Source organism: Knoellia aerolata DSM 18566 (genome assembly GCF_000768695.1).
GTDB classification, from domain to species: domain Bacteria; phylum Actinomycetota; class Actinomycetes; order Actinomycetales; family Dermatophilaceae; genus Knoellia; species Knoellia aerolata.
Genome location: NZ_AVPL01000039.1, coordinates 22,543 through 35,175 on the forward strand (window position 1 = coordinate 22,543; position 12,633 = coordinate 35,175).

The following is a 12,633-nucleotide window of genomic DNA, read 5'->3' on the forward strand; positions in this document are numbered from 1 at the left end:
CGACGGGTGCCCGCTGGAACCGAGGAGGGTGCGCCCGGCATACGCCGGACGCGAGGTGGCGAGGGTCAGGTCGTCGCGGCAGCGAGCTGTCCGCACGCCCCGTCGATGTCCGAGCCACGGGTGTCGCGGACGGTGGTGGGGATGCCGTGGGCGCGCAGGCGCTCGACGAACTGCTGCTCCACGCCGCGGCGTGACGCGGTCCATTTCGACCCGGGTGTCGGGTTGAGCGGGATCGGGTTGACGTGGACCCAGCCCCTGCCGCGCGCGGTGAGCTTGTCGCCGAGGAGGTCGGCGCGCCAGGCCTGGTCGTTGATGTCGCGGATGAGCGCGTACTCGATGCTCACACGGCGGCCGGTCACCTCGTAGTAGCGGTAGGCCGCGTCGAGCGCCTCGTCGACCTTCCAGCGGGTGTTGATCGGGACCAGCTCGTCGCGCAGCTCGTCGTCGGGGGCGTGCAGCGAGAGGGCGAGGGTCACCGGGATGCCCTCGGCGGCGAGCTTGTCGATGCCGGGGACGAGGCCGACCGTGGACATCGTGATGCCGCGCGCCGACATGCCGAGACCGTCCGGTGAGGGGTCGGTGAGCCGGCGGATGGCGCCGATCGCGGCACGGTAGTTGGCCAGCGCCTCGCCCATGCCCATGAAGACGACGTTGCTGACGCGCTGCGGCCCGACGGCGGACGCCGTCGACGCCTCGCCCGTGTCCTGGTCGGTCTCGTCGCCCAGCCCCGCCTCGGCCGGGTGGGTCGCCCCGATCGCCGGGAGGGCGCCGTGGCGGAGCTTGCGGTTGGCGTCGACGACCTGCTCGACGATCTCCGCCGCCGACATGTTGCGGGTGAGCCCGGCCTGACCGGTGGCGCAGAACGGGCAGTTCATGCCGCAACCGGCCTGACTGGAGACGCAGAGGGTGACCCGGCTGGGGTAGCGCATGAGCACCGACTCGACGAGCGCCCCGTCGTGCAGGCGCCACACCGACTTGAGCGTCGCACCACGGTCGGCCTCGAGGGTGCGGATCGGGGTGAGCAGGGTCGGGAGGAGGTCGGCCACGAGGTCGTCGCGGACCGCCTTGGGGAGGTCGGTCATGTCCTCGGGCGACTCGACGAGCCGCTCGAAGTAGTGGGTGGACAGCTGCTTGGCCCGGAACCCCTTGTGGCCCAGCGCCTCGACGGCGGCCTTGCGCTCGGCGGGGCTGAGGTCGGCGAGGTGGCGCGGAGGCTTGCCGCGGCGGGGCGCCTGGAAGGTCAGCTGCCCGGGCACGGGCGGGCCGACGGTGGGCTCGGGCAGCTCGGCGGGGGTCACGGTGCGGCCCAGAGGAGCAGCGCCCAGACGACCGGAACGCAGAGAACGAGGGAGTCGAGCCGGTCCATGAGGCCTCCGTGGCCGGGGAGCAGTGTCCCCATGTCCTTGATGCCGAGGTCGCGCTTGATGCTCGACTCGATGAGGTCGCCGATCGTGGCGGCGGCGGCGACGACGACGCCGATGACGGCTCCGTGCCACCAGGTCCCGTCGAGGAGGAGGACCAGCGACACGGCGCCGACGACGGCACACGTGAACGCGGAGCCAGCGAAGCCCTCCCACGACTTCTTCGGCGACAGCGACGGCGCCATCGGGTGCTTGCCGAGGAAGACCCCGAACGCGTAGCCGCCGATGTCCGAGGCGACGGTGACGAGGACGAAGTAGACGATGCGCAGGTGCCCGTCGTCGCCGGCGAGGAGCAGCGCGGCGAAGCCCCCGAGGAAGCACGGGTACAGCGCGATGAACAGGGCGCCGGCGATGTCGCGGATGGCACCGTCGACGCCGTCCGCGACGCGCCACACGAGCACCCCGACGCAGGTCAGCCCGAAGGTGAGGACAAGCGCCTCCGGCCCGCGGTAGTAGGCCGAGAGCAGCATCGAGACCGCGCCGATGACGACGGGCACGATCGGCGCGTCGATGCCGACCTGGCGCACCGCCCGACGCAGCTCCCAGGCGCCGATGCAGATGGCCGCCACGAGGATCGGGAGGAAGAACTCGCGGTTGAAGGCCAGCGAGACGATGATGAGGGCCGCCAGACCCACACCGACGCCGATGGCGGCGGGCAGGTCGCGCCCGGCCTTCGTGCGCGACCGCTGCACCGGAGGCGCAGCGGGTTCCTCTGTCGTGGATGAGTCGCTCATCACGGGGACGTCCACCCGAGGTCAGACCTCGAGCAGCTCGGTCTCCTTGCTCTTGAGCACCTCGTCGATGGTGTCGACGTACTTCTTCGTCGTGGACTCGAGGTCCTTCTCGGCGCGTGCGCCCTCGTCCTCACCGACGTCGCCGTCCTTGACGAGCTTCTCGATGGACTCCTTGGCCTGGCGCCGGATGTTGCGGATCGCGACCTTCGCGTCCTCGGCCTGGCCGCGCGCCATCTTGATGTACTCCTTGCGGCGCTCCTCGGTGAGCTGCGGGAGGATGCACCGGATGATGTTGCCGTCGTTGGACGGGTTGATGCCGAGGTCGGCGTCCCGAAGCGCCCTCTCGATGTTGCCCATCGCGCCCTTGTCGAACGGGGAGATGAGGATCGTGCGCGCCTCGGGCGTCTGGAACGACGCGAGCTGCTGCAGCGGGGTCGGCGCGCCGTAGTAGTCGACGACGACCTTGTTGAACATGCCGGGGTGCGCGCGGCCCGTGCGGATGCCGGAGAAGTTGTCCTTGGCGACCTCGACGGCCTTCTCCATCTTCTCCTCGGCCTCGAGCATGGTGTCGTCGATCATCTGCGCAGGTCTCCTTCGGTATGCCGCGCCGCTGAAGTGGTGCGGCGGGGTCCAGTCTGTCAAAGAATCGCCCGGTCGAGAGCCACCGCGGGTCAGCCGGCGACGACGAGGGTGCCGATGCGCTCACCCTGGATGGCACGGGTGATGTTGCCCTCGCCCTCCATGCCGAAGACCATCATCGGCAGGCCGTTCTCCATGCAGAGGCTGAAGGCGGCCGCGTCGACCACCTTGAGGTTCTGCTGGAGGGCGTGCGCGTAGGTCACCGTCTCGAGCTTGCGGGCGGCCGGGTTGGTGCGGGGGTCGGAGTCGTAGACGCCGTCGACGCCGCTCTTGGACATGAGCACCATGTCGCACTTGCACTCGAGGGCCCGCTGAGCGCTGACGGTGTCGGTGGAGAAGTACGGCATCCCGGCTCCGGCACCGAAGATCACCGCACGCCCCTTCTCGAGGTGGCGGATCGCGCGACGCGGGATGTAGGGCTCGGCGACCTGGCCCATCGTGATGGCGGTCTGCACGCGGGTGTCGATGCCCTCCTTCTCCAGGAAGTCCTGGAGGGCGAGGCAGTTCATCACGGTGCCGAGCATGCCGATGTAGTCGGCGCGCGCGCGGTCCATGCCCTTCTGCTGCAGCTCGGCGCCGCGGAAGAAGTTCCCGCCGCCGACGACGATGGCGACCTGGGTGCCCTGGCGGATGGCCGCGGCGATCTGGGCCGCGATGCCGCGGACGACCTCGGGGTCGACCCCGATCCGGCCGCCGCCGAAGACCTCTCCGCTGAGCTTGAGCAGCACCCGTCGCGGGCGCTGCGCGGTCGTCGTCGGAGCGGGCTGGGTCTGGACGTCAGTGGTCACCGTGCCTCCTCGGCAGTGTCTGCTGGCGGTGGCCCGAATCCTCGCACACCAGCGGGTGGTGGCCATCCCCAGGGTTGGCACACTGGGGTCGTGACGCAGACACCAGCACCCACCTCGCAGAGGGGTGACGGGCCCGTGACCGTCGCCATCACCCGACGGGTCCGACCCGAGGACGAGCTCCTCATGCGTGCCTGGGCCGACGCCGGGACCTCGATGGCCAGCCACTTCCCCGGCTTCCTCGGGTCGGGCTGGGTGCGCCCGTCCACCGGGTCGATCGACTGGCACATGCTCTACCGCTTCGACGGGCCCGAGTCCCTCGCGACCTGGCAGGAGTCGACCGAGCGCAACCGTTGGCTCACCGCCGGCAGCAACCTCGTCGAGGACACGCGGGTCGAGCACCGCACCGGCATCGAGGGCTGGTTCGACGAGCCCACCGAACGAGCGGTGGACGACCTCGCCCCCGCCACTCCCCCCGCGCCCCCGCGGTGGAAGCAGATGGTCGTCATCTGGCTGGCCTTCTTCCCGACCAGCCTGGCGCTGGGCTACCTGTTCGCGCCGTTCAGCGGTGACTGGCCCGCCTGGGCCCGGGTCCTGCTCTCGACCGTGACCGCGACCCCGCTCATGACGTACCTCATCCTCCCCAAGGTGACCCGGCTCTTCCAGCCCTGGCTCACCCGCACCCGCACCTGACTGGTTGCGTCTGCGGAGGTGGCTGTTCTAGCCGCCACATCCGCAGACGCAGGTATGCCGCCCGCTCGGGTGAGCGGACGGCATACCGGATGTGCGTGGTTCAGTGACGCAGGTCAGCCGCCGACGCGGAACCGGGCGAAGGACGTCGCCGTGGCGCCGGCCTCCTGGAGGACCTTGGCGACGGTCTTCTTCGGCTCCTTGGCGAACGGCTGCTCGAGCAGGACGTTCTCCTTGAAGTAGCCGTTGACGCGACCCTCGACGATCTTGGAGAGCGCAGCCTCCGGCTTGCCCTCCTCCTTCGCGGTGGCCTCGGCGACGCGACGCTCGTTCTCGACCGTCTCGGCGGCGACGTCCTCGCGGGTGAGGACGGTCGGGCTGAACGCGGCGATGTGCATCGCGACGTCGCGGGCGACGGACTCGTCGCCGCCCTCGGTCGCCACGAGGACGCCGATCTGCGCGGGCAGGTCGGGGCTCGTCTTGTGCTGGTAGGCCGCCACGACGGGGGCCTCCAGACGGGCGACCCGCTTGACCTCGATCTTCTCGCCGATCGTCGCGTTGGACGCGTCGAGCAGCTCCTTGACCGACTGGCCGTCGGCGAACGTGCTCGCGAGGAGCTCGTCGGCCGAGGAGGCCTGGGTGTCGACGGCCTGCGCGAAGACCTTGTCGGCCAGGGCGATGAACTTCTCACCCTTGGCGACGAAGTCGGTCTCGCAGAGCACCTCGACGAGCGTGCCGACGCCACCCTCGGCCCTGGCGATGACCAGGCCGTTGGAGGTGGAACGACCCTCGCGCTTGGTCACGCCCTTGAGGCCTTTGACCCGGAGGATCTCGGTGGCCTTGCCCTGGTCGCCGTCGGCCTCGTCGAGGGCCTTCTTGACGTCGAGCATGCCGGCGCCCGTGGAGGCACGGAGCGCCTTGATGTCAGCGGCGGTGTAGTTCGCCATGTGCGTGATCGCTTCTTCCTGTAGCAGGACGGACAGAGAGGAGGTGGGACGAAGGAGTCTCAGGCCTTGGCGGCCGAAGCGTCCTCGGTCTCGGCGGCCGGTGCGGCCTCGGTCTCGGCGGCCGGAGCAACCTCGACCGGGGCCTCGGCCTCGGCGGCCGGAGCAGCCTCGGTCTCGGCAGCCGGAGCGGCCTCGACCTCGGCGAGCGGAGCAGCCTCGGTCTCGGCGGCCGGAGCGGCCTCGACGGCGTCAGCGGCGGCGGTCGCGCCGGCCTCCGGCGCCACCGTCTCGGCGGTGGCCGCAGCGGCCTCGGCGTCGCCACCGAGGAGCTCGCGCTCCCACTCGGTCAGGGGCTCCTCGCCCGTGCCCTCGGCGTCGGCCGACGCGTTGCCACCGGAACGGGCGATGAGGCCCTCGGCGACGGCGTCCGCGATGACCCGGGTCAGCAGCGTGACGGAGCGGATCGCGTCGTCGTTGCCGGGGATCTTGTAGTCGACCTCGTCGGGGTCGCAGTTGGTGTCGAGGATCGCGATGACCGGCAGGCCGAGCTTGCGCGCCTCGTTGACGGCGAGGTGCTCCTTCTTGGTGTCGACGACCCACACGGCGGACGGGACCTTGGCCATGCCACGGATGCCACCGAGGGTCTTGTCGAGCTTGTCGCGCTCACGCTTGAGGAGCAGGAGCTCCTTCTTGGTGTGGCCGGAGCCGGCGACGTCCTCGAAGTCGATCTCGTCGAGCTCGACGAGGCGCGTGAGGCGCTTGGAGATCGTCTGGAAGTTGGTGAGCATGCCACCGAGCCAGCGGTGGTTCACGTAGGGCATGCCGACGCGCGTCGCCTGCTCGGCGATGGGCTCCTGGGCCTGCTTCTTCGTGCCGACGAAGAGGATGCTGCCGCCGTGGGCGACGGTCTCGCGGACGAACTCGTACGCGTTGTTGATGTAGGTCACCGACTGCTGCAGGTCGATGATGTAGATCCCGTTGCGCTCGGTCATGATGAAGCGCTTCATCTTCGGGTTCCAGCGACGGGTCTGGTGCCCGAAGTGGACGCCGCTCTCGAGGAGCTGGCGCATGGTGACAACGGCCATGCCGTGTTCTCCTTGTGCGTGGTTTCAGTTGCGTCGGCGGCGCACAGGACGTGCACTGCCTGCCTGGCGTCTCGACCCACCACGCCGTATGCCGTGTGCTCCGGTGGAGCTGGCACAGGACTGCCGCGGTGCGCCCCGCTTCGTGGTGGTCCAGTCAGCGGTGAGAGACGCGCGAATTAGGCCTCCGAGCACACGCGTGGGCGAGCACACGAAGACCGCAGGCAATCCTACGCGTGATGTGCTCCCCCGAGAAATCGCGCCGTCCCTGGCCGCGTAGCCTCGCTGCTCGTGCCACGCCTCGGGGAGATGATCGCGCCGGCTCGCCTCGGGCGGCCCTTCCGGTGGCTCATGTCCGCCGCGTGGACGAGCAACATCGGCGACGGGATCGCGCTCGCCGCCGGTCCCCTGCTCGTGGCCTCCCAGACCCGCAACCCCACCCTCGTCGCGATGGCGGCCCTGCTCCAGCGCCTGCCCTGGCTGCTGCTCGGCCTCTGGGCGGGGGCGATCGCCGACCGGCTCGACCGCAAGCGCATCGTCCTCGTCGCCAACACGCTGCGGGTGCTCGTCGTCGCCGCCCTGTGCTCGTTCATCGTCACCGACCACGTCTCCATCGGCGTCGTGCTCGCGACGATGTTCGTCTACGGCGTGTGCGAGGTCTTCGCGGACTCGACGGCGAACACCCTCCTGCCGATGCTCGTGCGGCGCGAGGACCTGCGCACGGGCCAGGTCCGGCTGCAGGCCGGGTTCCTCACGGCCAACCAGCTCGTCGGGCCCCCGGTGGGCGCCTTCCTCTTCGCGGCGGGCATGGTGTGGCCGTTCGTCACCCAGGTCCTCCTGCTCCTCCTCGCGCTCGGCCTCGTGAGCCGGATGGAGCTCCCCCGGGGCGGCGTCCGGGGCACGGTCGACACGCACGTCCGCGCCGACATCCGCGACGGGCTGCGGTGGGTGCGCCACCACGCGGCGATGCGCACGCTCGCGCTGGTCATCCTCACCTTCAACATCACCTGGGGCGCCGCGTGGTCGGTCCTCGTGCTCTACGCCCTGGACCACCTCGACATGGGCGAGGTCGGGTTCGGGCTGCTCACGACCGCGAGCGCCGTCGGCGGGGTGGTCGCCACGCTGGGCTTCGACCGGCTCACGCGGCGCTTCTCGCTGGCGACCCTGATGAAGGCCTGCCTCGCCGCGGAGGTGCTCACCCACCTCGGACTCGCGCTGGCGACGACCGGTTGGGTCGCCATCCTCATCATGCTGGCGTTCGGGGCGTACGCGTTCACGTGGGGGACGGTGAGCAACACGGTGCGCCAGCGCGCGGTGCCCACGGCGTACCAGGGGCGGGTCGGGAGCGTCTACCTGACCGGGCTGTTCCTCGGCCTCGTCATCGGACAGGCGATCGGTGGCCCGATCGCGCAACAGTGGGGGCTCACCGCCCCGTTCTGGTTCGCCTTCGTCGGCACTGCGGCCATGCTCGCGCTCGTGTGGCGCCAGCTCGACTCGATCGCCCACGCCGGGGACGACGACCCCGACGTGTCGGGGCACGCGTGACGGGTCGGGGCTCCCCGGACCCCCGACTCGTCATCCGACCCCCGACTCGTCACCCCGGACCTCGGGCGCGGCGGGCGAGGCGCGTCAGAGGTGCCTGAGCGCCTCGCGACGGCTCAGGCCGGAGATGCGGTGCGTGTGCCGGTCGACGAACTCCCGGACCCAGCCCGGATCGGTGCGGGCGTACTGGCGCAGCGCCCAGCCGATCGCCTTGCGGACGAAGAACTCGCGATCGTCGAGGTTGGTCTCGATGACGTCCTCGAGCAGGTCCTCGTCGGTGCGCTCCTCGTGGCGCAGCTGGCTGATGATGGCCGACCGCCTCAGCCAGACGTCGTCGCTCACGGCCCACTCGCGCATCCGCAGCCCCTCACCCTCGGGGTCGACGAGGAGCGCCTCCCCGACGACGGTGGACAGCTCGTCGACGAGGTCCCACCAGGCGCCGGTGACGACGAGGTGCTCGACGAGCGGCATGACGTCCGGGTCGTGCCACGTGCGGTAGGCGCGGTGGCGGAGCAGGTCGAGTGCGGCATACCTCTCCTCGCGGAACTCGGCCTCGTCCCAGAGGCGACGGACTGCGCCCTCCCACTCCTCGCGTGACTCGAGGCGCAGGGCGGGGTCGTCCAGGATCGGGCGCACGAGCGCGCGCCGCGCCGGCGAGGTGAGACCCAGGAACGGCATCTCGCTCTTCATGTAGCGCTGCTGGCCGACCGCCCGCACCGGGTCCGCCCCCGAGCGCAGGGCGGCCCGCAGCGACTCGACGAGGTCCGCGGAGTTGTCGACCATGCCACCGAGACTAGGCCCGGCGCGTCCCGCGTAGCCTGCGAACATGGGTTCCCCTCTGGTGCAGCGGATGCAGGGCTTCGGGTCGACGATCTTCGCGGAGATGACCGGCCTGGCCGTCGAGCACGGGGCCCTCAACCTCGGACAGGGCTTCCCCGACACCGACGGACCGCGGGAGATCCTCGACGCGGCGAAGGCGGCGATCGACTCCGGTCGCAACCAGTACCCGCCGGGCGCCGGGGTGCCCGAGCTGCTCGAGGCCGTCGCCGCCCACCAGCGGCGGTTCTACGGGATCGAGCTCGACCCGCGTCGGGAGGTCCTCGTGACCGTGGGCGCGACGGAGGCGATCGCGGCGACGATCCTCGCGCTCTGCGAGGCGGGGGACGAGGTGGTGACCTTCGAGCCCTACTACGACTCGTATGCCGCATCGATCGCCCTCGCCGGCGCGGTCCGCCGGACGTCGGTGCTGCGGTTCCCCGACTTCGCGGTGGACGAGGAGTCGCTGCGGGCCGCCTTCTCGGACCGGACGCGGCTGGTGCTGCTCAACACCCCGCACAACCCGACCGGCAAGGTGTTCACGCGGGACGAGCTCGACCTCATCTGCCGTCTGGCGCAGGAGCACGACGCGTGGGTGGTGACCGACGAGGTCTACGAGCACCTCGTCTTCGACGGGTTGGCGCACGTGCCGATCTCGACGCTTCCGGGCATGGCGGAGCGGACGCTGACGATCTCGTCGGCGGGCAAGACCTTCTCGGTGACCGGCTGGAAGGTCGGGTGGGTGAGCGGCCCGGCCGAGGCGGTCGCGGCGGTCCGGACGGTCAAGCAGTTCCTCACCTACGTCGGGTCCGGGCCGTTCCAGCCGGCGGTCGCGCTCGGGCTGGGACTGGGCGACGACGTGTATGCCGGTCTCACCCGGTCGATGCAGGACAAGCGCGACGTGCTGGTCTCGGCCCTGCGTGACATCGGCCTCCCGGTGGCCGTGCCCGGGGGGACCTACTTCGTCGTCGCCGACGTCGCGGCGCTGGGCGCGACCGACGCCCTCGACTTCTGCCGCGCGCTGCCGAGCCGGGTGGGCGTCGCCGGTGTGCCGGTGTCGGTCTTCCACGACGACGTCGACGCCGCGCGCACGCTCGTGCGGTTCGCGTTCTGCAAGCAGGACGACGTGCTGCGTGAGGCAGCCGTCCGGCTGTCGGCCCTGCGCTCCTGACCCTGGTCAGTCCGGCGTCCCGGGGACGGCGCCCGACGGCATACGGGAGGTGGCCGCGCGAGCGGCTCCACGCCGGCGCTCCCGGTCGAGGTCCCAGAGGTAGTGGTCGAAGTCGACCTCCATCGTGTGCCGCGGGGAGGCGTAGAACTGGCGACGGTTGCGCTCGTGGTCGGCGGCCATCCGGCGGCGCACCTCGTCGGTGGGCGGAGCGACGTAGCGACCCGTCAGCGTCTCCGCCACCCACACGCCCTGGGCCTCGGCGAGGGGCATGACGGCACCGACCGGCTGGAGCAGCCCGATGAAGTACAGGCCCGGCAGGTCGGGGTGGATCGTGCGCTTCCAGAGCGGCAGGTCGTTGTCGCGTGCGTCGACGAGGGACGGGTCGAGGAAGGGGAACGAGACCCTGTAGCCCGTCGCCCACACGATGAGGTCGGCCGGGGCGCTCGACCCGTCGACGAAGACGACGTGGTCCCCCTCGAGCCGGTCGACCCCCGGCTTGGGGGTGACCGCGCCGGACCGCAGGGCCGAACGGATGCCCTCGGACTGCACCGGGTGCGACTGCCCCGGCGCGTGCCGGGGCTGCGGCAGCCCCAGACGGGTGACGTTGCCTGAGGTCAGGGCACCGATCCGCAGCTTGAGCGCGGTGGCCCACCAGGGGAGCCAGCCGGGCAGCGCGGCCTGGTCGGACGGTCTGCCGAGGAAGAACTTGCGCAGCACCCACTGTCCGCGCCGCTGCGACAGGACCGTCGACCGGGCGACCTTCCCGGCTTCGACGGCGATGTCGAGCGCCGAGTTGCCCGAGCCCACGACGACGACGTCCCGACCCCTCAGCTGCTCGGCCGACCGGTAGTCGTGGGCATGGATCTGCTGACCGTCGAACGTCCCCGGGTAGGCGGGCTCCGGCCAGCGCGGGTCCCAGTGGTGCCCGTTCGCGACGAGGACCGCGTCATAGGTGCGCGTCTCCTCACCGGCAGGGCCCTCGATGCGCACCAACCAGGTGCGATCGGCGGCCCGGGACACGTCGACCACCGTGGTGTCGAACGTGATCCGGTCACGCAGCGCGAAGTGGTCGACGTACGCGTCGAAGTAGGCAGCGACCTGGTCGTGGCGCGCGTAGGCCGGGTAGTCGGCCGGCATGGGGAAGTCCGAGTAGGCCATCCGCGGGCCGGACGTGTTGATCTCGAGCGTCTCGTAGCAGGCGGACCGGCCGTTGGGGTTGTCCTGGACCCAGTTGCCGCCGACGACGCTGCCCGCCTCGAAGCAGTCGAACGGCACGCCGGCGGCCGCGAGCGCCTTGGCGGCAGCGATGCCCGACGAGCCGGCGCCGATGACGCAGGCGCGTGGGAGCGAGGGGTCGACGGGGACCGGGGAGGTGACCGCCGGCGCCCGGTGGCGCTGCTTCACGAGGTAGGCCATGGCGGTGATCATGGCATCGCCGACCCCGCTCCACAGGCGGGCGGATCCTGAGCGGTCGTCCACAGCCGGCCGGACGAGACTGGTGCGGACTCCCCTCGCCCTCGAGGCTCGGTGCATGTCGAGGCAGACCGCTCTCCGTCTGGCCCTGCTCGCGCTCGGCGCCGTGGGCGGCCTCGTGCCGTGGCCCGGGGCCGCGGCGCCGGCCATCCCGTCGGCCGGGGCCCGGACGGTGACGGCGACGACTCCCCCGGTCGCGCCGCCCCGGGCGCCAGGAGCGTTCGACCGGGGTCGCGTCTGGGACTGGCCCCTGGACCCGCGCCCGGCGGTGACGTCCGCGTTCGTGCCTCCGCGCTCCACGTACGGCGCCGGCCACCGTGGCCTGGACCTGGCCGCGGCGCAGGGGCAGGGCGTGCTCGCGGTCGACGCGGGGGTGGTGAGCCACGTCGGCGTCATCGCGGGCCGGGGCACGGTGAGCGTCACGCACTCCTCGGGCCTGCGGAGCACCTACGAGCCGGTCGCGGCCAGCGTGGGCTCCGGAACGGTGGTGGCGCAGGGGGACGTGCTGGGACGAGTGGCCGGGCGGACGCACTGCGGAGGCGCCTGCCTGCACCTGGGCGCCCTGGTCGGGCCCGCCTACGTGGACCCCCGCCAGCTGCTGGGCGCGGGCCCGGTGATCCTGCTGCCCCTGGGCCCCGGGCGGTGAGGGGCTTCGCGGCGCCTCAGCCGCTGGTCGGCCACGGGTTGGGGCGGCACCCGTCGAGACCCTTGGACTGCTGGAGCATGACCGGGGCCACCGCGCCGACCCGCGGGCACTCGACGTGACCGTGGTAGAGCCCGTGACCGACCTCGTGGTTGACCATGTACTGGCGGTAGGCGGCGAGGTCCGTGCCGTAGCCCGGCACCCCCTGCATCCACCGACGCACGTTGAGCACGACCTTGCCGACGTTGAAGCACGACACCTTGCCGCGGGTCCGCAGCGGCGCACACAGCTCGTCCGTGAGGCTCGGGCTCGCGAGGACGATCGTGATGTCGACGTCCCCGGCCGCCACCGCCTCCGGTGGGACGACCCGGAACCGCACGGCGTCGTGGGTCTGCCAGCCACGAGGGTCACCGAGGGTCGCCGACACGACCCGTGCCGCCTCCGCCACGTCGACTCCGGCCCCACGCTCGACCTGCAGCCCCACCCGGACGGTGCGCCGGGGGTGGGTCGTCGGTGCCGCAATGGCCGGGAGCGCCACGCCGTCGACCCGTCCGCTGCCGGACTCTGGGACGACCGCCGCGCCGGTGGTGGGGGCCACGGTCGCCGCCTCCTCGACCTCCTCGGCAGCGGGGCTCGGTGCCGAGCCGACGCGCGCCAGCACGGCCGGGGCGTGGTCGGCCGTCGCGCGTG

Annotated in this window: 13 protein-coding genes; 4 read left to right on the top strand and 9 right to left on the bottom strand. The window is 71.7% G+C overall.

What is annotated here, in order from left to right:
- Nucleotides 1-65: 65 nt before the first annotated feature.
- The 4 genes from rlmN to pyrH all read right to left on the bottom strand — a co-directional run bounded on the left by rlmN (nucleotide 66) and on the right by pyrH (nucleotide 3,582).
- Nucleotides 66-1,298: a 23S rRNA (adenine(2503)-C(2))-methyltransferase RlmN gene (gene rlmN / locus N801_RS13270; RefSeq protein WP_052112986.1), complete on the bottom strand. Its 1,233-nt coding sequence runs from the start codon at nucleotides 1,296-1,298 to the stop codon at nucleotides 66-68.
- Nucleotides 1,295-2,155, bottom strand: a complete 861-nt coding sequence (locus N801_RS13275) for a phosphatidate cytidylyltransferase (protein ID WP_035938656.1) — start codon at nucleotides 2,153-2,155, stop codon at nucleotides 1,295-1,297. Before N801_RS13275 ends, rlmN begins: the two co-directional genes overlap by 4 nt.
- Before the next feature lie 21 nt (nucleotides 2,156-2,176).
- Complete coding sequence (gene frr / locus N801_RS13280) at nucleotides 2,177-2,734, bottom strand: ribosome recycling factor (RefSeq protein WP_035938625.1); 558 nt, start codon at nucleotides 2,732-2,734, stop codon at nucleotides 2,177-2,179.
- 92 nt (nucleotides 2,735-2,826) lie between these two features.
- Nucleotides 2,827-3,582 carry a UMP kinase gene (gene pyrH, locus N801_RS13285; RefSeq protein WP_035938627.1) on the bottom strand — a complete coding sequence of 252 codons (756 nt, stop codon included), beginning with the start codon at nucleotides 3,580-3,582 and terminating at the stop codon, nucleotides 2,827-2,829.
- A gap of 90 nt (nucleotides 3,583-3,672) precedes the next feature.
- Between pyrH and N801_RS13290 the strand changes: the two genes are divergently transcribed.
- Entirely contained in the window at nucleotides 3,673-4,272 is a 600-nt protein-coding gene (locus N801_RS13290) for a putative antibiotic biosynthesis monooxygenase (protein WP_052112988.1), read from the top strand.
- Nucleotides 4,273-4,385: 113 nt separating this feature from the next.
- Here the strand turns inward: N801_RS13290 and tsf are convergent, their stop codons facing one another.
- A complete protein-coding gene (gene tsf, locus N801_RS13295; RefSeq protein WP_035938632.1) occupies nucleotides 4,386-5,216 on the bottom strand; it encodes a translation elongation factor Ts in 831 nt (276 codons plus the stop codon).
- Between the two features lie 59 nt (nucleotides 5,217-5,275).
- Nucleotides 5,276-6,301: a 30S ribosomal protein S2 gene (gene rpsB / locus N801_RS13300; RefSeq protein ID WP_035938634.1), complete on the bottom strand. Its 1,026-nt coding sequence runs from the start codon at nucleotides 6,299-6,301 to the stop codon at nucleotides 5,276-5,278.
- 288 nt (nucleotides 6,302-6,589) lie between these two features.
- Between rpsB and N801_RS13305 the strand changes: the two genes are divergently transcribed.
- Entirely contained in the window at nucleotides 6,590-7,843 is a 1,254-nt protein-coding gene (locus N801_RS13305) for an MFS transporter (protein WP_035938636.1), read from the top strand.
- A gap of 84 nt (nucleotides 7,844-7,927) precedes the next feature.
- Here N801_RS13305 and N801_RS13310 read toward each other — a convergent pair whose 3' ends face one another.
- The gene (locus N801_RS13310; RefSeq protein WP_035938639.1) at nucleotides 7,928-8,623 is read right to left on the bottom strand and encodes a DNA alkylation repair protein; all 696 of its coding nucleotides are present in this window, start codon (nucleotides 8,621-8,623) and stop codon (nucleotides 7,928-7,930) included.
- A 43-nt stretch (nucleotides 8,624-8,666) separates the two neighbouring features.
- Between N801_RS13310 and N801_RS13315 the strand changes: the two genes are divergently transcribed.
- Entirely contained in the window at nucleotides 8,667-9,827 is a 1,161-nt protein-coding gene (locus N801_RS13315) for a pyridoxal phosphate-dependent aminotransferase (protein ID WP_035938640.1), read from the top strand.
- Between the two features lie 6 nt (nucleotides 9,828-9,833).
- On the opposite strand, the gene N801_RS13320 is transcribed toward N801_RS13315, so the two are convergent.
- The gene (locus N801_RS13320) at nucleotides 9,834-11,243 is read right to left on the bottom strand and encodes a flavin-containing monooxygenase (RefSeq protein WP_052112996.1); all 1,410 of its coding nucleotides are present in this window, start codon (nucleotides 11,241-11,243) and stop codon (nucleotides 9,834-9,836) included.
- 115 nt (nucleotides 11,244-11,358) lie between these two features.
- Here N801_RS13320 and N801_RS13325 point away from each other — a divergent pair, with 115 nt between their 5' ends.
- Nucleotides 11,359-11,946, top strand: a complete 588-nt coding sequence (locus N801_RS13325; protein ID WP_035938660.1) for a M23 family metallopeptidase — start codon at nucleotides 11,359-11,361, stop codon at nucleotides 11,944-11,946.
- A 16-nt stretch (nucleotides 11,947-11,962) separates the two neighbouring features.
- Here the strand turns inward: N801_RS13325 and N801_RS13330 are convergent.
- Nucleotides 11,963-12,633: DUF3152 domain-containing protein (locus tag N801_RS13330; RefSeq protein WP_052112993.1), on the bottom strand; the 671-nt coding region annotated here is incomplete at its 5' end.